The organism is Streptomyces sp. NPDC048523 (assembly GCF_043199815.1).
Taxonomy (GTDB): Bacteria; Actinomycetota; Actinomycetes; order Streptomycetales; family Streptomycetaceae; genus Streptomyces.
In genome coordinates this window covers 163,184-186,294 of record NZ_JBICWQ010000007.1, presented here as the reverse complement: position 1 = coordinate 186,294, position 23,111 = coordinate 163,184, and the positions used below count along the sequence as shown (strand labels likewise).

Annotated in this window: 17 protein-coding genes; 12 read left to right on the top strand and 5 right to left on the bottom strand. The window is 69.1% G+C overall.

Translation table 11 applies throughout. The features are described from left to right. Positions 1–61 precede the first annotated feature (61 nt). The 8 genes from ACGFWE_RS32990 to ACGFWE_RS32955 all read left to right on the top strand — a co-directional run bounded on the left by ACGFWE_RS32990 (position 62) and on the right by ACGFWE_RS32955 (position 10,648). Positions 62–997: a carbohydrate ABC transporter permease gene (locus ACGFWE_RS32990; protein ID WP_393603690.1), complete on the top strand. Its 936-nt coding sequence runs from the start codon at positions 62–64 to the stop codon at positions 995–997. Between the two features lie 17 nt (positions 998–1,014). Then, positions 1,015–1,938: a carbohydrate ABC transporter permease gene (locus ACGFWE_RS32985; RefSeq protein ID WP_352382111.1), complete on the top strand. Its 924-nt coding sequence runs from the start codon at positions 1,015–1,017 to the stop codon at positions 1,936–1,938. A 184-nt stretch (positions 1,939–2,122) separates the two neighbouring features. Beyond that, positions 2,123–3,322 carry an ROK family transcriptional regulator gene (locus tag ACGFWE_RS32980; RefSeq protein WP_352382109.1) on the top strand — a complete coding sequence of 400 codons (1,200 nt, stop codon included), beginning with the start codon at positions 2,123–2,125 and terminating at the stop codon, positions 3,320–3,322. A 133-nt stretch (positions 3,323–3,455) separates the two neighbouring features. Then, positions 3,456–4,547, top strand: a complete 1,092-nt coding sequence (locus tag ACGFWE_RS32975; RefSeq protein WP_352382557.1) for a substrate-binding domain-containing protein — start codon at positions 3,456–3,458, stop codon at positions 4,545–4,547. A gap of 291 nt (positions 4,548–4,838) precedes the next feature. Further along, positions 4,839–5,630, top strand: coding sequence for an ATP-binding cassette domain-containing protein (locus ACGFWE_RS32970; protein WP_393603687.1), 792 nt, complete (start codon positions 4,839–4,841; stop codon positions 5,628–5,630). After that, positions 5,627–6,949: a sugar ABC transporter permease gene (locus ACGFWE_RS32965; protein ID WP_352382106.1), complete on the top strand. Its 1,323-nt coding sequence runs from the start codon at positions 5,627–5,629 to the stop codon at positions 6,947–6,949. The genes ACGFWE_RS32970 and ACGFWE_RS32965 overlap by 4 nt, the downstream gene beginning before the upstream one ends. A 132-nt stretch (positions 6,950–7,081) precedes the next feature. Further along, positions 7,082–9,001: a 1-deoxy-D-xylulose-5-phosphate synthase gene (gene dxs, locus ACGFWE_RS32960; RefSeq protein ID WP_393603685.1), complete on the top strand. Its 1,920-nt coding sequence runs from the start codon at positions 7,082–7,084 to the stop codon at positions 8,999–9,001. Between the two features lie 147 nt (positions 9,002–9,148). Beyond that, on the top strand, positions 9,149–10,648 hold the full coding sequence (locus ACGFWE_RS32955) for an amino acid permease (RefSeq protein WP_393603683.1): 1,500 nt from the start codon (positions 9,149–9,151) through the stop codon (positions 10,646–10,648). A 72-nt stretch (positions 10,649–10,720) separates the two neighbouring features. On the opposite strand, the gene ACGFWE_RS32950 is transcribed toward ACGFWE_RS32955, so the two are convergent. Further along, a complete protein-coding gene (locus ACGFWE_RS32950; RefSeq protein ID WP_393603681.1) occupies positions 10,721–11,086 on the bottom strand; it encodes an NTP pyrophosphohydrolase in 366 nt (121 codons plus the stop codon). A gap of 70 nt (positions 11,087–11,156) precedes the next feature. On the opposite strand from ACGFWE_RS32950, the gene ACGFWE_RS32945 reads away from it, so the two are divergent. Further along, complete coding sequence (locus ACGFWE_RS32945) at positions 11,157–12,185, top strand: hypothetical protein (RefSeq protein ID WP_393603679.1); 1,029 nt, start codon at positions 11,157–11,159, stop codon at positions 12,183–12,185. A gap of 121 nt (positions 12,186–12,306) precedes the next feature. Here ACGFWE_RS32945 and ACGFWE_RS32940 read toward each other — a convergent pair whose 3' ends face one another. The 4 genes from ACGFWE_RS32940 to ACGFWE_RS32925 form a co-directional block, all read right to left on the bottom strand. Beyond that, positions 12,307–14,433, bottom strand: coding sequence for a 3-hydroxyacyl-CoA dehydrogenase NAD-binding domain-containing protein (locus ACGFWE_RS32940; protein WP_393603677.1), 2,127 nt, complete (start codon positions 14,431–14,433; stop codon positions 12,307–12,309). Beyond that, positions 14,430–15,656 (bottom strand): thiolase family protein, encoded by a 1,227-nt coding sequence (locus ACGFWE_RS32935; protein ID WP_393603675.1) that lies wholly within the window; start codon positions 15,654–15,656, stop codon positions 14,430–14,432. Before ACGFWE_RS32935 ends, ACGFWE_RS32940 begins: the two co-directional genes overlap by 4 nt. A gap of 118 nt (positions 15,657–15,774) precedes the next feature. Then, positions 15,775–16,812 (bottom strand): LacI family DNA-binding transcriptional regulator, encoded by a 1,038-nt coding sequence (locus tag ACGFWE_RS32930; RefSeq protein WP_393603673.1) that lies wholly within the window; start codon positions 16,810–16,812, stop codon positions 15,775–15,777. Further along, positions 16,809–19,856, bottom strand: a complete 3,048-nt coding sequence (locus ACGFWE_RS32925) for a glycoside hydrolase family 2 protein (RefSeq protein ID WP_393603671.1) — start codon at positions 19,854–19,856, stop codon at positions 16,809–16,811. Before ACGFWE_RS32925 ends, ACGFWE_RS32930 begins: the two co-directional genes overlap by 4 nt. Before the next feature lie 163 nt (positions 19,857–20,019). Between ACGFWE_RS32925 and ACGFWE_RS32920 the strand changes: the two genes are divergently transcribed. Genes ACGFWE_RS32920 through ACGFWE_RS32910 form a run of 3 tightly spaced genes read left to right on the top strand, consistent with a single transcriptional unit; the run spans position 20,020 to position 23,101 of the window. Beyond that, entirely contained in the window at positions 20,020–21,333 is a 1,314-nt protein-coding gene (locus tag ACGFWE_RS32920) for an extracellular solute-binding protein (RefSeq protein ID WP_393603669.1), read from the top strand. Further along, positions 21,333–22,274, top strand: a complete 942-nt coding sequence (locus tag ACGFWE_RS32915; RefSeq protein ID WP_393603667.1) for a carbohydrate ABC transporter permease — start codon at positions 21,333–21,335, stop codon at positions 22,272–22,274. The genes ACGFWE_RS32920 and ACGFWE_RS32915 overlap by 1 nt, the downstream gene beginning before the upstream one ends. Beyond that, positions 22,271–23,101 carry a carbohydrate ABC transporter permease gene (locus ACGFWE_RS32910; RefSeq protein WP_352382089.1) on the top strand — a complete coding sequence of 277 codons (831 nt, stop codon included), beginning with the start codon at positions 22,271–22,273 and terminating at the stop codon, positions 23,099–23,101. The genes ACGFWE_RS32915 and ACGFWE_RS32910 overlap by 4 nt, the downstream gene beginning before the upstream one ends. Positions 23,102–23,111: the final 10 nt, after the last annotated feature.

The window sequence follows — 23,111 nt, the reverse complement described above, 5'->3', positions numbered from 1 at the left end:
CGCCGTTTCCCGGGCCGGAGTGCTCCGGCCCGGGAAAGGACCCCAGGGGCAGGAATCGCCAATGCACAAAGGGCAGTACAGGTTCGTCGCGGGATTTCTCCTCGCTCCCGTGTCGCTCTATCTGATCTTCGTGATCTGGCCTTACATCCAGACGATCGGCTATTCGCTGACCGACTGGAAGGGGCAGTCGCAGACGTTCAAGTTCATCGGCCTGGACAACTACAAGGCGCTGTTCCAGGACGACGTCTTCATGCAGGCGATCTGGCACAACATCCTGTTCCTGATCTTCATCCCGGTGATCACCATTCTGCTCGCCCTGTTCTTCGCGTTCATGCTGAACGCGGGAGGCCGCAGCAGGGCCGGCGGGGTGCGGGGAGTCGCCGGATCGCAGATCTACAAGGTCGTCTACTTCTTTCCCCAGGTGCTCTCGCTGGCGATCGTGGCCGTGCTGTTCAACGCGGTGTACCGCAGTGACGGCGGCGGACTCCTCAACGGAATCCTGATCAAACTCGGCCTGGTCTCCGCCGAGAATCCGATGGAATGGCTCAACGAGCCCGACCTGGTGCTGTGGATGCTGGTCATCGCCGTGGTGTGGCACGGAGTCGGCTTCTACCTGGTGCTGTTCTCGGCCGCCATGCAGTCCATTCCGAGGGACATCTACGAGGCCGCGCTCATCGACGGCGCGGGCCGCAACCAGTCCTTCTTCCGCATCACGCTGCCACTGCTGTGGGACACCGTGCAGACCGCCTGGGTCTATCTGGGCATCGTCGCGATGGACATGTTCGTGCTGGTGTCGTCGATGACCCAGAACATGGGCGCCTACGGCGGCGGCCCCGACCATCACAGCGACGTGATGTCGACGGTGATGATGCGCAACTTCCAGTACTTCGGCAAGAGCGGATACGCCTGCGCGATGGGCGTCGTCATGCTGCTGCTCACCCTGGTCCTGTCCGTGGTCATGCTGCGTGCCACCCGCCGCGACCGCGTCGAGTTCTGAGCGGGAGAGATACGACGATGAGCGCACCCATCAAGGAGACCGCCGCCGTCCCGGCACAGCGGGCCACGGGCGCGGCCCCGGCCCGCCCCGGCAGCGAGCGCAGCGAGGGCGTCGTCCTGAACGCCTTCTCGCACGGGTTCCTCGCGCTGTGGGCCCTGCTGATCGTGCTGCCACTGCTGTGGCTGGTGCTCAGCTCCTTCAAGACCGATGTCCAGATCGGCGGTTCGGCCTTCGGCTGGCCGCAGAACTGGTCCCTCGACGTCTTCGGACGGGCCTGGGACAAGGGCATCGGCGACTACTTCCTGAACACCGTCATCGTGCTGGTCTTCTCGGTGCCGCTGACGATGCTGCTCGGCTCCATGGCCGCCTACGTCCTGGCCCGCTACCAGTTCTGGGGCAACAGGTTCCTGTACTTCTTCTTCGTCGCGGGCGCGATGTTCCCGGTGTTCCTGGCCCTGGTCCCGCTGTTCTTCATGGTGAAGCGGCTGGACATGCTGAACACCTACCAGGGGCTGATCCTGGTGTACGTCGCCTACTCGATGCCGTTCACGGTGTTCTTCATGCACGCCTTCTTCCGGACGCTGCCGACGGCCGTCTTCGAGGCCGCGGTCCTCGACGGCGCCTCGCACACCCGGACCTTCTTCCAGGTCATGCTGCCCATGGCGAAGCCGGGACTGATCAGTGTCGGCATCTTCAACACCCTGGGCCAGTGGAACCAGTTCATCCTTCCCACGGTGTTGATGCAGCCCCAGAGCGGCGATGATCCGGAGCGCTATGTGCTGACCCAGGGCCTGATCCAGCTCCAGCAGCAGATGGGATACGCGTCGGACCTGCCCGTGCTCTTCGCCGGGGTGACCATCGCGATGATCCCCATGCTGGTGGTGTACCTGTCCTTCCAGCGCCAGGTGCAGGCGGGGCTGACTTCGGCGACCCTGAAGTAGCGCTGCGCGAGCGCACGCACGCGCACCGTCCCCGCCTTCGGTGACGGTGCGCTCACGTGTGCCCTACACCCCGGATAGTGTTCAACCTCTTGACGGGAGGCGACCCGAACGGCTCAGCTTAGAGTTCACTAGTTGGACATAGACGGGGCCTCATCGATGCGGTCCCCGCGCGCAGGAGGTCGTCGTGGAGACTCCGGGGTCGCAGTCGTCGCTGCACCGAGCCAACCTGGAGCGGGTGGTACGGGCCGTCCGGCTGGCCGGGTCCCTCACGCAGGCGGAGATCGCCCGGACCACGGGACTGTCCGCCGCGACCGTCTCCAACATCGTCCGTGAGCTCAAGGACGGCGGAACCGTCGAGGTCACGCCCACTTCGGCGGGTGGCCGGCGGGCCCGCGCGGTCTCCCTGAGCGGAGACGCGGGCATCGTCATAGGGGTGGACTTCGGGCACACCCATCTGCGCGTCGCGATCGGGAACCTCGCCCATCAGGTGCTCGCCGAGGAGTCCGAGCCGCTGGACGTGGACGCCTCCTCCAGTCAGGGCTTCGACCGGGCGGAACAGCTGGTCAGCAGGCTGATCGAGGCGACCGGCGTGGACCGCTCGAAGATCGCCGGCGTGGGCCTCGGCGTGCCCGGCCCGATCGACCTGGAATCCGGCTCCCTGGGCTCCTCCGCCATCCTGCCGGGCTGGATCGGCACCAAGCCCGCCGAGGAGCTCGGGGGGCGCCTCGGCGTGCCCGTCCACGTGGACAACGACGCCAACCTGGGCGCCCTCGGTGAGCTCGTCTGGGGCAGTGGCCGGGGGGTGCGCGACCTGGCGTACATCAAGGTTGCGAGCGGTGTGGGCGCCGGTCTGGTGATCCAGGGCAAGATCTACCGCGGCCCGGGTGGCACAGCGGGAGAAATCGGGCATATTACTCTTGATGAGTCCGGCCCCGTCTGCCGTTGCGGCAACCGCGGCTGCCTGGAGACCTTCGCGGCCGCGCGCTATGTGCTCCCGCTGCTCCAGTCCAGCCACGGCACCGATCTCACCATGGAAGGCGTTGTTCGACTCGCACGGGACGGAGACCCTGGCTGCCGTCGGGTGATCGCCGACGTCGGCCGACACATCGGCAGTGGAGTCGCCAATCTCTGCAACTTGCTGAACCCGAGCCGAGTCGTCCTGGGCGGTGATCTCGCCGAGGCCGGTGAGCTGGTGCTCGGGCCGATCAGGGAGTCCGTCGGCCGCTATGCGATCCCCAGTGCGGCACGTCAACTGAGCGTGCTTCCAGGGGCACTTGGAGGTCGCGCGGAGGTGCTCGGAGCGCTCGCTCTCGCCCTCAGCGAGATGGGCGATTCGACCCTTTTGGACAGCACGCTGCATGCGGCGGCACCTGCCTTCACTTAGAGAACGCAGGACGCCGTTGCCATCTCGTTAAGTATTTACTTCTTGACGTCGCACGTGCGGCCGAGTTGACTTCCAGCCACCTCGGCCGCAACGACGCGGCCTCGTCAGGGAGGTTTCTCAAGTGAACACGCTCATGCGTCGTGCCGCCGTGTCCGTAGCGATTTCGGCTCTCGCCGTCTCGGTCGCCGCCTGCGGCAAGGCCGGCGACGACAACAGCGGCAGTGACAGCAGCAGCTCCGGCTCCGGCAGCAAGTCGATCGGCCTGCTCCTGCCCGACAACGTCACCGCGCGGTACGAGAAGTTCGACAAGCCGTACTTCGTGGCCAAGGTCAAGGAGCTGTGCAGCGACTGCACCGTCTCCTACGCCAACGCCGCGGCCGACCCGGCCAAGCAGGCCCAGCAGATGAGCAGCATGGTCACCAAGGGCGTCAAGGTGATCGTGGTCTCCGCGCAGGACTCCGCGGCCATCAAGTCCTCCATCGCCTCCGCGGTCAGCAAGGGCGTCAAGGTCGTCGCGTACGACCGTCTGGCCCAGGGCCCGGTCTCCGCGTACGTCTCCTTCGACAACGTCAAGGTCGGCGAGCTCCAGGGTCAGGCCCTGCTCGACGCGCTCGGCTCCAAGGCGACCCCGAAGTCCAAGGTCGTCATGATCAACGGTGACGACGCCGACCCGAACGCCGCGCAGTTCAAGGAAGGCGCGCACAAGGTCCTCGACGGCAAGGTCGACATCGCCTACGAGCAGTCCGGCCTGTGGAAGGACACCGTCGCCGCGCAGAAGGTGTCCGCGGCCATCACCCAGCTGGGCGCCAAGAACATCGCGGGCGTCTACGCCGCCAACGACGGCATGGCCGGTGGTATCGCCAACACCCTCAAGGGCGCGGGCATCAGCACCATCCCGCTGACCGGTCAGGACGCCGAGCTCGCCGCCATCCAGCGGATCGTCGCCGGCACCCAGTCCGCCACGGTCTACAAGGCCTACAAGCCGGAGGCCGACACCGCCGCCGAGCTCGCGGTCAACCTGCTGCAGGGCAAGGACATCAAGTCCCTGGCCGACACCACGGTGACCAGCGGCTCCGGCGACAAGGTCCAGGCGAAGCTGCTGACCCCCGTCTCGGTGACCGTCAAGAACATCAACGACACGGTCGTCAAGGACGGTCTGTACAAGGTCACCGACATCTGCACCGCGGACTACGCCGCCGCGTGCAAGAAGGCCGGCCTTCAGTAAGAGCCGCTGAGCCCTCGGGGCGAGTCCTTCGACGGACCCGCCCCGACAGGCAGGCACAGAGCCTGTCCGGCGCCCGCACCGCCTTCATACCCCGCTGCGGGGCGGGCGCCGGACGGAAGCATGGCGGACGCAGCCGTTGCCAAGAGGCATCGGCCGCGCGCATGTTCGACTAGTAAATGCGTACCAACGGCACAACTCGTCAGTCGAGTGCTACGAGCCGAGTGCCGTGCGTACGACCCCTCCGCGCCTTACCCATAGCGCGGCATCCCCGCCGGTCAGGCGGCGAAGGAGATGGTTCACGTGTCCGCTACGCCCGTGCTGGCGTTGCGCGGAGTCTCCAAGCGATTCGGTGCGGTGCAGGCCCTCACCGATGTCGAACTGGAGGTCCACGCCGGTGAAGTGGTCGCCCTTGTCGGCGACAACGGCGCCGGAAAGTCCACGCTGGTCAAGACGATCGCCGGTGTCCACCCCATCGATGAGGGCATCATCGAGTGGGACGGCAACCCGGTCAGCATCAACAAGCCGCACGACGCCCAGGGACTCGGCGTCGCGACGGTCTACCAGGACCTCGCCCTGTGCGACAACCTCGATGTGGTCGGCAACCTCTACCTCGGACGCGAGCTGCTGCGCCGCGGCATCATCGACGAGGTCACGATGGAGCAGAAGGCCCGCGAGCTGCTGAGCACGCTCTCCATCCGCATCCCGAGTGTGCGCATCCCGATCGCGAGCCTCTCCGGCGGTCAGCGCCAGGTCGTCGCCATCGCGCGCGCCCTGATCGGCGACCCCAAGGTCGTGATCCTGGACGAGCCCACCGCCGCCCTCGGTGTCGAGCAGACCGCACAGGTCCTCGACCTCGTCGAGCGGCTGCGCGAGCGCAACCTCGGCGTCATCCTCATCAGCCACAACATGGCCGACGTGAAGGCAGTCGCCGACACCGTCGCCGTGCTGCGGCTGGGCAGGAACAACGGTTCCTTCTCGGTGAAGGACACCAGTCAGGAAGAGATCATTTCCGCGATCACGGGTGCCACGGACAACGCCGTGACCCGTCGCGCGGGGCGTCGCAGCACGGAGGCCGCGAAGTGAGCGACACATCCAAGGTTTCCAAGGCGGACGCCGCGACGAAGGGCCAGACCACGGTCGCCCCCGCCGACGATCCCACCGCCGCGCCGGTCTCGGTGGTCGACCCCCGGCTGCTGGTCCGCGAAGAGGGCCTCAAGGGCTACTGGACCGAGTTCACCCGCAAGGTCAAGGGCGGTGAGCTGGGCTCCCTGCCGGTCGTGATCGGCCTGATCGTCATCTGGGCGATCTTCCAGTTCAAGAACGACCGCTTCCTGAGCGCCGACAACCTCTCCAACATCAGTTACTACATGTCGGCCACCGGCATGATCGCCATCGGCCTGGTGTTCGTGCTGCTGCTCGGCGAGATCGACCTGTCGGTCGGCTCCGTCAGCGGCCTGGCCTCCACCCTGTTCGCCGTGTGGGTGGTGCAGCACGGCATGAACGCCTGGCTCGCGCTGCTCCTGGCGATTCTCGTCGGCATCGCCATCGGCGCACTGCACGGCTGGTTCTTCGCCAAGATCGGGGTGCCGGCATTCGTCGTCACTCTGGCAGGCCTCCTGGGCTGGAACGGTCTGATGCTGTGGCTGCTGGGTTCCAGCGGCACCATCAACATCCCGTCCGACTCGGGTCCGATCCACCTGCTCGGCCAGAACTCCTTCTTCATGGACCAGGCCATCATCGGCGGGTACCTGCTGGCCGGCCTCGCCGTCGTGCTGACCCTCGTCGGCAACTTCGGCGAGCAGCGGCGTCGCAAGGCCGCGGGCGTGCCCTTCCGGCCGACCGGCGAGATCCTGCTGCGCGTCGGCGCGCTCGCCGTCGCGTCCTTCGTGGCCGCGGCCGTGCTCAACAACGCGAACGGTGTCTCCAACTCGCTGGTGATCTTCCTGGCGGCGCTGGTGATCGTGGACTTCGTGCTGCGGCGTACGACGTACGGCCGCAAGGTCTTCGCGGTCGGCGGCGGCATCGAGGCCGCCCGTCGTGCCGGTATCAACGTGCCGATGGTCCGGATCACCGTCTTCGCCATCTCCGGCGGGTTCGCGGCGATCGGCGGTATGTTCTTCGCCGGTCAGACCGCGAGCGCGACGCTCAGCGCCGGCGGCGGCAACACCCTGATGCTCGCCATCGCGGCGGCCGTCATCGGCGGTACGAGCCTGTTCGGCGGCCGCGGTTCGGTGTGGTCCGCCCTCCTGGGCATGCTGGTCATCCAGTCCATCACGACCGGTCTGGACCTGCTGAACATGAACGCCTCGATCCAGTACATGATCACCGGTGGTGTTCTGCTGGGCGCGGTCGTCATCGACTCGGTGTCGCGCAGGTCTCAGAAGGCGGCGGGACGCGGATAGCCCCTGGTCGCACCCTTCAGGTCGATCCCTCTTGCCCGGCACCCACCAGGTGCCGGGCAAGATTGTTCTCGCAGAACATTAGACTCGACCCGCCCGGCAAAGCTCGATCAGCTCTAACGCAAGGAGGCACGGGTGCCGCTGCTGACCCGTATCAGGGGACCGCGCGATCTGGACCGGCTCAGCCTCGAGGAGCTGGACCAGCTGGCGGAGGAGATCAGGAGCTTCCTCGTCGGTGCGGTCTCCAAGACCGGCGGCCACCTCGGCCCCAACCTCGGTGTGGTCGAGCTGACCATCGCCCTGCACCGGGTGTTCGACTCGCCCAAGGACCGGGTCCTCTTCGACACCGGCCACCAGTCGTACGTGCACAAGCTGCTCACCGGGCGCCACGACTTCTCGAAGCTGCGCTCCAAGGGCGGGCTGTCCGGCTACCCCTCGCGCGCCGAGTCCGAGCACGACGTCATCGAGAACAGCCACGCCTCGACCGTCCTCGGCTGGGCCGACGGCCTCGCGAAAGCCAACCAGGTCCTCAAGCGGGACGACCACGTCGTCGCCGTCATCGGTGACGGCGCCCTGACCGGCGGTATGGCCTGGGAGGCGCTGAACAACATCGCCGACGCCAAGGACCGTCCGCTCGTCATCGTCGTCAACGACAACGAGCGCTCCTACGCGCCGACCATCGGCGGCCTCGCCAACCACCTCGCGACCCTGCGCACCACCGACGGCTACGAGCGCTTCCTGGCCCGCGGCAAGGACCTCCTGGAGCGCACCCCGGTCGTCGGCCGGCCGCTCTACGAGACCCTGCACGGCGCCAAGAAGGGCCTCAAGGACTTCATCGCGCCCCAGGGCATGTTCGAGGACCTCGGCCTGAAGTACGTCGGCCCCATCGACGGCCACGACATCGAGGCGCTGGAGTCGGCGCTGGCCCGCGCCAAGCGGTTCGGCGGCCCGGTCATCGTGCACTGCCTCACCGAGAAGGGCCGCGGCTACAAGCCCGCCGAGCAGGACGAGGCCGACCGCTTCCACGGCATCGGCCCCATCCACCCCGACACCGGCCTGCCCGTGAAGGCCTCCGCCGCCAGCTGGACCTCCGTCTTCGGCGACGAGATGGTCAAGCTCGGCCGTGAGCGCGAGGACATCGTCGCCATCACCGCGGCGATGCTCCAGCCGGTCGGACTGAAGAAGTTCGCGGACACCTTCCCCGACCGCATCTACGACGTGGGCATCGCCGAGCAGCACGCGGCCGTGTCCGCGGCGGGCCTCGCGACCGGCGGCCTGCACCCCGTCTTCGCCGTCTACGCCACCTTCCTGAACCGCGCCTTCGACCAGGTCCTCATGGATGTCGCCCTGCACAAGTGCGGCGTGACGTTCGTGCTCGACCGGGCCGGTGTCACCGGCGACGACGGCGCCTCGCACAACGGCATGTGGGACATGTCGATGCTCCAGGTCGTGCCGACGCTCCGGCTCGCCGCCCCGCGCGACGCCGAGCAACTGCGGGCCCAGCTGCGCGAGGCCGTCCAGGTCGACGACGCGCCGACGGTGCTGCGCTACTCCAAGGGCGTCGTCGGCCCCGCCGTACCCGCCGTGGGCACCGTCGGCTCCATGGACGTCCTGCGCGAGCCGGGGACGGACAGGCCCGACGTGCTCCTCGTCTCCATCGGCGCCCTCGCCCCGATGTGCCTGGAGATCGCCGGACTGCTGGACAAGCAGGGCATCTCCGCCACCGTCGTCGACCCGCGCTGGGTCAAGCCCGTCGACGAGGCCATGGCCCCGCTCGCCGAGCGGCACCGCGTGGTCGTCACCGTCGAGGACAACAGCCGTGTCGGCGGAGTCGGCTCGGCGATCGCACAGGCCCTGCGCGACGCGGGCGTCGATGTCCCGCTGCGCGACTTCGGCATCCCGCCCCGCTTCCTCGACCACGCGTCCCGCGCCGAGATCATGGCCGAGATCGGGCTGACCGCGCCCGACATCGCCCGCCAGGTCACGGGTCTCGTCTCGAAGCTGGACGGCCGGTACGACAGGGCCCCCGCCGAGGCGGAGCCCGCCCGCGACTAGCGCCTTCCCAGCTCGGCCGTACGGGCCGGTGACACCACTCTTGGCAGTGGTGTCACCGGCCCGTTCGCGTGAATCCGCCCGTGCCGGGGCATACGACCTACGCCCCCTCTCGATCATGTCGGGGACGACACAGCGTGGGAGGTACCCGTGAGCAGCACCCTCTTCCGGACGAAGAAGGTCGAGCAGTCCATCCTCGACACCGAGGAGCCAGAGCACGCGCTCAAGAAGTCGTTGTCCGCGCTGGATCTGACCGTCTTCGGCGTCGGTGTCATCATCGGCACCGGCATCTTCGTCCTGACCGGCACCGTCGCCAGGAACAACGCCGGCCCGGCGGTCGCCCTGGCCTTCGTCGTGGCCGGCGTCGTCTGCGCGCTCGCCGCGCTCTGCTACGCCGAGTTCGCCTCCACCGTCCCGGTGGCCGGGTCGGCGTACACCTTCGCCTACGCCTCCCTCGGTGAACTGCCCGCCTGGATCATCGGCTGGGACCTGGTCCTGGAGTTCGCGCTGGGCACGGCGGTGGTGTCCGTCGGCTGGTCCGGCTACATCGCCTCGCTGCTGGACAACGCGGGCTGGCATCTGCCGGCGGCGCTCGGCAGCCGCGACGGGGCCCACGGCTTCGGCTTCGACATCCTCGCCGCCGCGCTCGTCCTGGTGCTCACCGGCATCCTCGTCCTCGGCACCAAGCTCTCCGCGCGCGTGACCTCGATCGTCGTCGCCATCAAGGTGGCGGTCGTCCTGACCGTGATCGTCGCCGGTGCCTTCTTCGTCAAGAGCGGCAATTACCACCCGTTCGTCCCCGAGGCGAAGGACGTGCCGGCCGGTGACAGTCTCCAGTCACCGCTGATCCAGCTGATGTTCGGCTGGGCGCCCTCCAACTTCGGCGTGATGGGCATCTTCACCGCCGCCTCCGTCGTCTTCTTCGCCTTCATCGGCTTCGACGTCGTCGCCACGGCCGCCGAGGAGACCAGGAACCCGCAGCGCGACATGCCCCGCGGCATCCTCGGCTCCCTCCTCATCTGCACGACCCTCTACGTGGCCGTGTCGATCGTCGTGACCGGCATGCAGAAGTACACCGACCTGTCCATCACGGCCCCGCTCGCGGACGCCTTCAAGGCCACCGGCCACCCCTGGTTCGCCGGCTTCATCAGCTTCGGCGCCGCGGTCGGTCTCACGACGGTGTGCATGATCCTGCTGCTGGGCCAGACCCGGGTGTTCTTCGCGATGAGCCGCGACGGACTGCTGCCCACGTTCTTCTCGCACGTCCACCCGAAGTTCAGGACCCCGCACCGCCCGACCATCCTGCTCGGCGTGATCATCGCGATCGTCGCCGGCTTCACGCCCCTGAGCGAACTCGCCGAACTGGTCAACATCGGCACCCTGTTCGCCTTCGTGGTCGTCGCCATCGGCGTGATCATCCTCCGCAGGTCCCGCCCGGACCTGCCCCGCGCCTTCCGCACGCCGTGGGTGCCGTTCATCCCGATCCTGTCGGTGGCGGCCTCCCTCTGGCTGATGCTCAACCTCCCGGCCGAGACCTGGCTGCGGTTCGCGATCTGGATGGTCATCGGCTTCGCCGTGTACTTCCTCTACGGCCGCAGCCACAGCCGCCTCGGCCGGAGCAGGGCGACGACGGCCGGCAAGACGGAGTGACCCGGGGGGGTGCAGCCAGGCAGGTGGCTGCACCCACCTCCGGACGGCACAACGGCGTACATCGGAACGCGCTCACGGCCGAACCGTCCGCGGCCCCGCCACCTCCGCTCCCAACTCGCCGACCCGCCGCCGAAGTTCACGGTCCGCGGTGACCACCAGCACAGGCCGCTCACCGGCCTGTGCCACCAGCTCCACCATCCGGTCGTCCCCGCTCCCCGCGGCCGACTCGACCCGGACCCCCGGTACGGACTCCACCCCCCGAGCCGCCCCCTCCACCACCAGCACGATCTCCACCGCCCCGTCCCGCCCCGGTACCCCGTCCACCGCCAGCCGGTCCCGCAACCGCTCCGCCGCCCCCCGCCGGTCCCGCCACCATCCGTCCGGTACCGACCCGACGACATTCGCGGCATCCACGACGACCAGCAGCACGTCACTCATGCCCCCAGCGTCCCACGACCGGCCCACCCGAAGACGGCGCCAACAGCCCGATTAGAGTGGACCCGTGTCAATGGTCCGTACAGTGAACGGCGACTGGCTCATCCGCGCCCGCGACGGCCGACTCGGCGTCTACGTCACCCGTGACGAAGCGGTGTGGTGCAGGGCGGAGAGCCGCCCGGGCGGCGACACCTGGCTGCCCTGGCGCAAGGTCGGCGGCGAGCAGCGCCTGCACCCCGGCCTCGCCGTGGGACACGGGCCCGACGGCTACGCACACCTCGCCGCCTGGCGGCCCACCAAGGGCAAGGAGTCGGGCCTGGTCCACTCCACGCACTTCCGCGTCCACCTCGCCGCCCTCGACTGGAGTCCGGTCGGCCACCCCGACAGAGCCGGCGCGCGCACCGGCACACCCGCCGTGGCCGTCGACGCGGAGGGCCGGGCGCATGTCTTCGTCCGCAACCGCGGCGACGGTGTGCACGCCCTCATCCAGAAGGAGCGCGGCGGCTGGAACGCCTGGGCCGACCTCGGGGGAACCGGCGTGCACGAGCAACTGACCGCCGTGACAGGGGAGTCGGGCCGGATCGAGCTGTACGGCACCGACCCGGCCGGCGTCCTGCGCTGGCGCCAGGGCGAGGCGGGCGCGCCTCCCGTCCCCGCCGACCCGCTGCCGGTGCGCGTCGAGCCGGGCACACTCAGCGCGCTGCCCACCTCGAAGGAGCACATCACCCTGTTCTTCGCGGACCCCGAGGGCATGCTCTACGCCTGGCGTCCGGACACCGAGCCCACCCCGCTGCTGGCGGCGGCCGGCCCCGGCCCGGCGGCCCTGCTGCGCTGCACCCTCGAGGGCCACGACTGCACGCTGCTCGCCCAGCGTTCGGCCTCCGGCCGGGTGGCCTTCGCCGCCTGTCCGACCGAGCAGGAGTCGGCGGGCCTGTGGTGGACGGAGTCCGGGCCGCAGTTGCCCGCGGGCACGGCCGTGGCCCTCGCCGAGGACGCGGATGGCCGTATCGTGGCCGCCACGGTGACCCCCGACGGCGACCTCCGGATCGCCCGTCAGAAGGACGAGCCGGGCCTGGCACTGGCGGCCTGGCAGGAGGTCTGACGGCCCGGTTCCGGGTACGTGGGCCTCGAAGCGGCCTCCGCCGTTCTCGCCGGGACCGAACGCCAGAGGGCCCCCGCCCGGAAGTCCGGAGCGGAGGCCCTCTTCACAGCCGTACGAACCGTTACGCCGGGACCGACGCCACGCCCGGAGCCAGGAACTTCTTGCCGTTCACGCGCTCGGAGACACCCTCGCGGTCCAGGTACGGCGTGATGCCGCCCAGGTGGAAGGGCCAGCCGGCGCCCGTGATCAGGCAGAGGTCGATGTCCTGCGCCTCGGCGACGACACCCTCGTCGAGCATGAGCCCGATCTCCTGCGCCACGGCGTCCAGGACGCGCTCGCGGACCTGCTCCTCGGACAGGACCACATCGCCCTGCTTGAGCAGCGCCGCGACCTCGGGGTCGAGCTCGGGCTTGCCACTGTCGTAGACGTAGAAGCCGCGCTTGCCCGCCTTGACGACGGCCGCGAGGTTCGGGGAGACCGTGAAGCGGTCCGGGAAGGCCCGGTTGAGGGTCTCCGAGACGTGCAGACCGATCGCGGGACCGACCAGCTCCAGGAGGACGAGAGGAGACATCGGCAGGCCCAGGGGCTCCACCGCCTTCTCCGCCACGTCGACCGGGGTGCCCTCGTCGATGACGTTCTGGATCTCGCCCATGAAGCGGGTGAGGATGCGGTTCACGACGAACGCCGGGGCGTCCTTGACCAGCACCGCGGTCTTCTTCAGCTTCTTGGCGACGGCGAAGGCGGTGGCCAGCGACGCGTCGTCGGTCTGCTCACCGCGGACGATCTCCAGGAGCGGCAGGATCGCGACCGGGTTGAAGAAGTGGAAACCGACGACCCGCTCGGGGTTCTTCAGCTTCGACGCCATCTCGGAGACCGACAGCGAGGAGGTGTTGGTGGCGAGGATCGCGTGCGCCGGGGCGACCGCCTCGACCTCCGCGAACACCTGCTGCTTGACGCCGATCTCCTCGAACACGGCCTCGATGATGAAGTCCGCGTCGGAGAAGCCCTCCGCCTTGTCCAGCACACCGGTGACCAGGGCCTTGAGGCGGTTGGCCTTGTCCTGGTTGATACGGCCCTTGCCGAGCAGCTTCTCGATCTCGGCGTGGACGTAGCCCACACCCTTGTCGACACGCTCCTGGTCGATGTCGGTCAGCACGACCGGCACCTCCAGGCGGCGCAGGAAGAGCAGCGCGAGCTGGGAGGCCATCAGACCGGCGCCGACGACACCGACCTTGGTGACCGGGCGGGCCAGGTTCTTGTCCGGAGCGCCCGCGGGACGCTTGCCACGCTTCTGCACCAGGTTGAACGCGTAGATGCCGGAGCGCAGTTCGCCACCCATGATCAGGTCGGCGAGGGCCTGGTCCTCGGCGTCGTAGCCCTGCTGGAGGTCGCCGTTCTTGGCGGCGGCGATGATGTCGAGGGCACGGTAGGCGGCCGGAGCGGCCCCGTGCACCTTCGAGTCCGCGATGAAGCGGCCCTTGGCGACGGCCTGGTCCCAGGCCTCACCGCGGTCGATCGCCGGACGGTCGATGACGATCTCGCCCTTGAGGACGGACGCCGTCCACAGCAGGGACTGCTCCAGGAAGTCCGCGCCCTCGAACAGCGCGTCGGCGATGCCCAGTTCGTAGACCTGCGCGCCCTTGAGCTGCTTGTTCTGGTTGAGGGAGTTCTCGATGATGACGGAGACGGCCTTCTCGGCGCCGATCAGGTTCGGCAGCAGGGTGCAGCCGCCCCAGCCGGGGACCAGCCCGAGGAAGACCTCGGGGAGCGAGAAGGCGGGCAGGGCCGCGGAGACCGTGCGGTAGGTGCAGTGCAGACCGACCTCGACGCCACCGCCCATCGCCGCGCCGTTGTAGTACGCGAAGGTCGGTACCGCGATGCCCGCGAGGCGCTTGAAGACCTCGTGGCCGCCCTTGCCGATGGCGAGCGCGTCCTTGTGCTCCTTGAGGAGCTCGACGCCCTTGAGGTCCGCGCCGACGGCGAAGATGAACGGCTTGCCGGTGATGCCGACACCGACGATCTCGCCGGCCGCGGCCTCCTTCTCGACCTGGTCGATGGCGGTGTTCAGGTTCGCCAGCGAGGCCGGGCCGAAGGTGGTCGGCTTGGTGTGGTCGAAGCCGTTGTCCAGCGTGATGAGGGCGAAGCGCCCCGCGTTGAACGGCAGGTCCAGGTGGCGTACGTGCGCCTGGGTGACGACCTCGTCCGGGAACAGCTCGGCCGCACCCTTCAAAAGCTCCGTGGTGCTCACTTGCTGCCTCCGGCGTCCTTGTGGTTCGGGTTCTCCCAGATGACCGTCGCGCCCATGCCGAAGCCGACACACATGGTGGTCAGGCCGTAGCGGACCTCGGGCTGCTCCTCGAACTGACGGGCCAGCTGCGTCATCAGACGCACACCCGAGGAGGCCAGCGGGTGACCGAAGGCGATCGCGCCGCCGTACTGGTTGACGCGCGCGTCGTCGTCCGCGATGCCGTAGTGCTCGAGGAAGGCCAGGACCTGGACGGCGAAGGCCTCGTTGATCTCGAACAGGCCGATGTCGGAGATCGACAGGCCCGCCTGGGCGAGCGCCTTCTCGGTGGCCGGGATCGGGCCGTAGCCCATGACCTCCGGCTCGACACCCGCGAAGGAGTACGCCACCAGGCGCATCTTCACCGGCAGGTCGTTCTCGCGGGCGAAGTCCTCGGAGGCGATGAGGGAGGCGGTGGCGCCGTCGTTCAGACCGGCCGCGTTGCCCGCGGTCACCCGGCCGTGCACACGGAACGGCGTCTTCAGCCCGGAGAGGTTCTCCAGGGTGGTGCCGGGACGCATCGGCTCGTCGGCCGTCACCAGACCCCAGCCGGTCTCACCGGCCTCCGGGTTGGTGCGGCGCACCGAGATCGGCACCAGGTCGGCCTGGATCTTGCCGTTGGCGTACGCCTTGGCGGCCTTCTCCTGGGAGCGCACGGCGTACTCGTCGGCGCGCTGCTTGGTGATCGTCGGGTAGCGGTCGTGCAGGTTCTCCGCCGTCATGCCCATGAACAGGGCGGACTCGTCGACCAGCTTCTCGCTCACGAACCGCGGGTTCGGGTCCACGCCCTCGCCCATGGGGTGGCGGCCCATGTGCTCGACACCGCCGGCGATGGCGATGTCGTACGCCCCGAAGGCCACGGAACCGGCCACCGTGGTGACGGCGGTCAGCGCGCCGGCACACATGCGGTCGATGGAGTAACCGGGTACGGACTGCGGCAGACCGGCGAGGATCCCGGCGGTACGGCCGATGGTGAGCCCCTGGTCACCGATCTGCGTGGTCGCGGCGACGGCGACCTCGTCGATCTTCTTGGGGTCGAGACCCGGGTTGCGGCGCAGCAGCTCCCGGATCGCCTTCACGACGAGGTCGTCGGCGCGGGTCTCGTGGTAGATGCCCTTCGGGCCCGCCTTGCCGAACGGGGTGCGGACGCCGTCGACGAAGACGACGTCCCTGACGGTACGAGGCACGATGGCTCTCCTCCAGATGCGGGATCTGCACTGCTGCGATGCGCTGAGCGCGCGCTCAGGACCCATGCTACTTATGAGTAACGTGACTGCACAGTCCTGGGGGAGGGAGCGGCGAAGGTCACACCGCGGGAGGCGCCGTGGAACCCCGCGGTGTCAGTACCGGAGTGGGTACGGGGTGCGAGCCGGGTCCCTCGCCGGTGATTACTCCGAACAGGGTCCGCGCCGCCTCGGCACCGAATCCGTGCACGTCGTGGCTCATCGCGGAGAGCGTGGGATGGGTGAGCCGGCACAGCTGGGAGTCGTCCCAGGCGAGCAGCGAGACGTCGCGCGGGACGTGCAGGCCCATCTCCGCGGCGACCGACAGCCCGGCCACCGCCATGATGTCGTTGTCGTAGACGATCGCCGTCGGCCGGTCCGTCGGCGGGGAGGTCAGCAGGGACCGGGTGGCCCGCCCTCCGGCCTCTCCCGAGTAGTCGGTGGTCACCTGCCAGGCCCCGGCCAGCCCGAGCCCGCGCGCCGCGTCGTCGAACGCGGCCGTCCGCATCGCCGTGTGCCCCAGCGCCGCCGCACCCCCGACCCGGGCGATCCGCCGATGTCCCAGCGCCGCGAGATACCGCACGGCCTCCGTCACGGCGGTCGCGTCGTCGGTCCACACGGAGGTGAGACCGCCGGTGAGGGAGGGGTGCCCTACGGCCGCCACCGGCATCCCCAGCCGTTCGGCCGCCGCGACACGCGGATCGTCCGCCCGGAAGTCGACCAGGATCGACCCCCCGACCTGGCGTCCCCGCCACCACGACTCCTGGAGCCCGACCTCCTCCTCCACGTTCCGCACGAGCCGCAGCAGCAGCGAGCAGTTCCGCTCGATCAGCACGCTCTCCACACCCGACACGAACTCCATGTAGAAGGGTTCGAGCCCCAGCAGCCGCGCCGGCCGGCAGATCGCGAGCCCCACCACGTCCACCCGCGACCCGGCCAGCGTGCGTGCCGTGAGGTTCGGTGCCCAGCCCAGCTCCCGCGCGGCCTGGAAGATCCGGTCCCGGGTCGCCTCCGACAGCCCCGGTTTGTGGTTGAAGGCGAGCGACACGGCCCCCTTCGACACGCCGGCGCGCGCGGCGACGTCCTTGATCGTGACGCGCGAGGCCGGCTGGGCTGTCATCGGCCGGGCTCCAGGCAGTACAGGGCGGACCGGGCGGCATCCGCGTCAGGAGTCTCCCAGCCGCTGACCCCGATGGTCACCCGCTCCCCGGGCAACAACGTCACCAGCCCCCGGTCGGCCCGCGCCGCCGGATCCAGCCGGTCGGCCTGGAGCAACAGATCCCGCACGAGGGTGCGCGCGGTCACCGTCACGGCGCCGGGTGCCACGGACACGTCGAACTCGGGCCTGGGATAGGGAATGTCACGATCGGGAGAGGGAAAGTACAGGGCCCTGAGCGCCTCCGTGACCTGGCCGCCCGCGGAGTCCTGGCCCGCGCCCGGGGCGGCTTCGGAGTCCAGGCCCGCACCCGCGACGGCTTCCGGGTCCTGGCCCGTTCCCGCGGCGGCTTCCGAATCCAGGCCGCCGGATCCCGCGCCCGAGCCTTGAGCCGAGCCCGAGCCTTGAGCCGCGCCCGAGCCTTGAGCCGAGCCCGAGCCCGAGCCCGAGCCCGAGCCCGAGCCCGAGCCCGAGCCTTGAGCCGCGCCCGACCCCTGACCCGCGCCCGCGCCGGTTCCCGCGCCGAGGCTCCGGCCCGAGCCCTGGCCTACGCCCGAGCCTTGAGCCGTGCTTGCCCCCTGGCCCGCGCCCGAGTCCTGGCTCGCGCCCGCGGCGGCTTCCGGGTCCTGGCCCGTTCCCGCGGCGGCTTCCGAATCCAGGCCGCCGGATCCCGCGCCCGAGCCTTGAGCCGAGCCCGAGCCCGAGCCCGAGCCCGAGCCTTGAGCCGCGCCCGAGCCTTGAGCCGAGCCCGAGCCCGAGCCCTGACCCGCCCCCGAGCCTCGACCCGTGCCTGACCCCTGATCCGCACCCGCACCCGCACCCGCACCCGCCCCCAGACCCGCACCCGCGCCGCTCCCCGCGCCGACCCCCCGGCTCGCAGCCCCGCCGGCCTCCCCGCTCCGCCCCGGACCGCCGCTTCCCCCCGCGTCCGCCACCAGGAACTCCTTCGCCCCCACCGGCTCCAGCTCCGCCGGTACCGCCACCTCCGTGACCCCCCGCCGGTCCGCGCGGAACGCCACCTCGGTCTCGCCGATCACCTCGCCGTCCACCGACATCCGTCGTAGCCGCAGCACCCCCGCCCACGGCTCGCCCGCCTGATTGACGACGGCCAACACCCGCCCCTGCTCACGCTGTTGAACCGTCAGCAGCCGGTCCGCGTACAGTCGCCGCAGCTCGTGATAGAGCGGCTTCTCCCGTCCGTCCCCGTCGACGGCCGCCCAGGACGTCACCGGCCAGCAGTCGTTGAGCTGCCACACCACCGTCCCCGCGCACACCGGCCAGTGCGACCGCCAGTGCTCGATCCCGGCGGCCACGGCCCGCGCCTGGTTGACCTGCATGAGGTAGTGCCAGCGGTCGAAGTCCCCCTCGGGGAACACGAAATGGCGCTCCAGGCCGCGTCGGAGCTTGCCGTTCCCGTCGTCCGCCTTCTGGTGGTGCAGCACACCGGGGGAGTCCGCGGCGAGCTCCTCCCCGGGCAACGCACGCGCGAGCGTCGCGTACGCGGGCGGTGCCTGCCACCCGAACTCGGCCACGAACCGCGGGACGTCCTCGCGGTACCCGGCGTAGTCGAGGCGGTTCCACACCTCCCAGGAGTGGTGCGTCCCGTGCGCCGGGTCGTTCGGATGGTGCTCCCACGACCCGGACCAGGGACTGCCCGCCGTGTACGGCCGCGTGGGGTCCAACTCGGCCACCACCCGCGGCAGTACGCCCAGGTAGTACGCCTCGCCCCAGGAGTCCCCGGCGAGCCGCGCCTCCCAGCCCCAGTCCCGGAATCCCCACAGGTTCTCGTTGTTGCCGTTCCACAGCGCGAGCGAGGGATGCGGCATCAGCCGTACGACGTTCTCCCGGGCCTCCGCCTCCACCTCACCCCTGAGCGGCTGCTCCTCCGGATAGGCCGCGCACGCGAAGGGGAAGTCCTGCCAGACCAGCAGGCCGAGTTCGTCGCAGACGTCGTAGAAGTCCTCGCTCTCGTAGATCCCCCCGCCCCAGACCCGCACGAGATCGACGCCCGCGCCGGCCGCCTGCCCGAGCCGCTCCCGGTAGCGCTCGCGGGTGATCCGGGAGGGGAACACGTCGTCCGGGATCCAGTTCACGCCGCGCGCGAAGAGCCGCTCGTCGTTGACGACCAGACAGAACCCGGTGCCGTGCTCATCGGCCGACCGGTCCAGCTCGACCCTCCGGAAGCCGACCCGGCGCCGCCACACGTCCAGCGGACCGCCCTCGTGCAGCAGCGTCAACTCCACGTCGTACAGCGGCTGTTCACCGTAACCGCGCGGCCACCACAGCCGCGCGTCCGGCACCTCAAGGCGTACGGTCCCCGAGGTCCCGTCGATCGCCGCGCGTCCCCGTACCCCGCCCACGGAGGCCTCCACCGTCAGCGGTGCCTCGACCCTGGCCCGCTCCACGTCGACCGCCAACTCCACGACGCCCACGCCCTGTTCGACGGTCACCAGCGGCCGTACCCGGGCGATCCGGGCCGTCGACCATCGCTCGAGCCGCACCGGCCGCCAGATCCCGGCCGTCACCAGCGTGGGCCCCCAGTCCCAGCCGAACGAGCAGGCCATCTTACGGAGGTACTGATAGGGCTCGGCATACGCGCCGGGCCGCTCGCCCAGCTTCCCGCGCACCGCCTCGGCCTCGGCGTACGCGGAGACGAACCGCACGGCGAGCCGCCCGGACATGCCGGTCACGTCGAAGCGGTACGAGCGGTGCATGTTCCTCGTCCGGCCCAGGAGTCGGCCGTCGAGCAGGATCTCGGCCGCGGTGTCCAGACCGTCGAAGACGAGGTCGGTCTGCTCATGCCCGTTCGTGGGTGCCAGGTCGCGCTCGTAGGTCCACTCCCGCCGCCCCACCCACGCGACCTCGTTCTCGTTGCGCCCGAGAAAGGGATCCGGGATCACTCCGGCGGCCAGCAGATCGGTGTGCACACAGCCCGGCACGACGGCCGGCAGCGCACCCCCTTCGTGCCGCAGGATCCATCCGTCGGTGAGCGGTGTGGCCTGAAGCATGTCCCCACTCCCTAAACCGATCAAGTCCAGTACTGCGGAAGCTTTTTGGTACCGCTGCCATCGTTGGCGAGATAGGGACTTTACCGGTTAAGAAAACGTTGTCAGAGTACCGAACCAGCCAACCCGCTCGTGCTCGTCCGTCCCGTGAACGGAGCTGATGCACATGAACCGCCGTACAGTCCTGGCCATGGCCGTGGGAGCCGCCCTGCTGATCCCGGGGTGCACCGGCACCGGAGGCTCGTCGAAGGGTGCCGACGCCAAGGCCCCTGACGACCCGTCAAAGGTCTCCGGAACCATCAAGGTCCTCACCGTCCGCACCGACCTCGTGCAGGACGGCACGATGAAGAAGTACGCCGCCGAGTTCAACAAGACCTACCCCAAGGTCAAGGTGGAGTTCGAGGCCCTCACGAACTACGAGGCCGAGGTCAAGATCCGGATGAACACCGAGAACTACGGTGACGTCCTGCTGATCCCCGCGGTCATCAAGAAGGCCGACTACCCGAAGTTCTTCGCCTCGCTGGGCACCGAGGCCGAGCGCGGCAAGAAGTACCGCTTCACCGACTACACCACCGTCGACGGCAAGGTCTACGGGCAGAGCCCGATCGGCGTGGCCCCCGGGTTCCTCTACAACAAGCGGATCTGGAAGGAAGCCGGGGTCACCGCATGGCCCACCACCCCGGCCGAGTTCCTCCAGGACCTCAAGGCCATCAAGGCCAGGACCGACGCGATCCCGTACTACACCAACTTCGCGGCCGGCTGGACGCTCACCTCGTGGACGTCCGTCGACGGCGCCGTGCACTGCGATCCGCAGGCCACCACCAAGCTCGCCGAGGGCGACCCGTGGGCCGAGGGCGCCGACCTGCGCGTCGGTGACACCCTGCTCCACGACATCGTCAAGGCGGGCCTGGTCGAGAAGGACCCCACGACCAGCAACTGGGAGGAGTCCAAGCCCCGCACCGCCAAGGGCGAGATCGCCACGCAGTGGCTCGGCACCTGGGCGATCGTGCAGTTCCAGGACGCCGCCAGGAAGGCCGGGGTGAACCCCGACGACATCGGCTTCATGCCCTTCCCGTCGCAGACGGACGGCAAATTCTGCGCGACCGTCGCGCCGGACTACAACCAGGCCGTCAACGTCCACTCCAAGTACAAGGAGGCCGCCCGCGCCTGGATCGACTGGTTCACCGACAAGTCCACGTACGGGAAGGACAACCTGGCGATCTCGCCGCTGAAGAACGCCTCCATGCCCGAGGTCCTCAAGCCGTACGAGGAGCAGGGCGTGAAGCTCATCGAGGTGGACGACTCCAAGGGCGCCCGGGTCAAGCAGGTGGACAGCGACTCAGAAGTGGGCATCTACGCCCCCGAGTACCGCCAGAACCTCGTCGACCTCGCCCGCGGAGCCCGCAAGGGCAGTCTCGACGGCTTCCTCGCCGATCTGAGCAAGCGCTGGACGGATGCCCAGAAGAACCTGGGGTCCTGATGACGGACACCACACAGAAGGCGGCCGTGGAGGTGATCCCGGCCGCCCCCGTCCCGGAGCCCGCCTCGCGCCGGACCCGGACATGGCGGCGCCTCACGCCCTGGCTGTTCCTGATCGCCCCGCTGGCCCTGCTGATCACCTTCACCTACGCGCCGATCGTCAACATGCTCGCGTACAGCTTCACCGACTGGGACGGCGTCAGCCCCGTGCTGCACTACACGGGCGCGGAGAACTACCAGGAGGTGTTCACCCGCCCGGATCTCTTCGAGGTCTTCTGGGTCAGCGGCTACTACCTGGCCGCCTCCGCGGTCCAGATCATCCTGGCGCTCTACTTCGCGACGGTTCTGAGCTTCAACGTCCGCTTCCGGAACTTCTTCAAGGGCGTGCTCTTCTTCCCGTACCTGATCAACGGGGTCGCGATCGGGTTCGTGTTCCTCTACTTCTTCCAGGACGGCGGCACCCTCGACTCGGTGCTGAGCCTGTTCGGCGTCCACACCGACCACGCCTGGCTCGGCACCCCGGCCTCCGCGAACACCTCGCTGGCCGGCGTCTCGGTCTGGCGCTACCTGGGCCTGAACTTCGTCCTCTTCCTGGGCGCGATCCAGTCCATCCCGGGGGAGCTGTACGAGGCCGCGGAGCTGGACGGGGCGGGCCGCTGGCACCAGTTCCGCCACATCATCGCGCCGGGCATCAAACCGATCCTGACGCTGACGGTGATCCTCTCGATCTCCGGCTCGCTGTCGGTCTTCGAGATCCCGTACATCATGACCGGCGGCGCGACCGGCACCGAGACCTTCGTGATCCAGACGGTCAACCTGGCCTTCCGCTTCAACAAGACGGGCCTGGCCTCGGCGGCCGCCGTCGTCCTCCTGCTGATCATCCTGCTGGTGACCTGGGTGCAGCGGCGCCTGGTCCCCGACGACAAGGTGGACCTCGTATGACCCGCCGTACGATCGCCCGCGTCCTGGTCCAGCTGTCGCTGATCGCCGCGACGGTGGTGGTCCTGCTCCCGCTCGTGGTCGTCCTGCTGACCTCCCTCAAGTCGGAGAAGGAGATGGCGAACACGAGCGGCGCCCTCGACCTTCCGCACGACCCGCTGAACTTCCACAACTACGTGGCGGCGTTCCAGGACGGCGGGATGCTCTCCGCCTTCACCAACACGGCGATCATCCTGCTGGTCTCGGTCAGCGGCACGGTCCTCATCGGCTCGATGACGGCCTACGCCATCGACCGCTTCACCTTCCGCTTCAAGAAGCTGGTGGTGGCGCTCTTCCTGACGGCCGCCCTGGTGCCCGGCGTCACCACCCAGGTGGCGACGTTCCAGATCGTCAACAGCTTCGGCATGTTCGACTCGCTGTGGGCACCGATCGCCCTCTACATGGGCACGGACATCGTCTCGATCTACATCTTCCTGCAGTTCGTCCGCTCCATCCCGATCTCCCTGGACGAATCGGCTCGCCTGGACGGCGCCAACGCCTTCACGATCTACCGGAAGATCATCTTTCCGTTGCTGAAGCCGGCGACGGCGACCGTGGTGATCGTGAAGGGCATCACCGTCTACAACGACTTCTACATCCCGTTCCTGTACATGCCCTCGAAGGATCTTGGCGTGATCTCGACGTCGCTGTTCCGCTTCAAGGGCCCGTACGGGGCCCACTGGGAGGTCATTTCGGCCGGAGCGGTCCTGGTGATCCTGCCGACCCTGATCGTCTTCCTGTCGTTGCAGCGCTTCATCTACAACGGCTTCATGAGGGGCGCGACCAGATGACTCCCCGGGG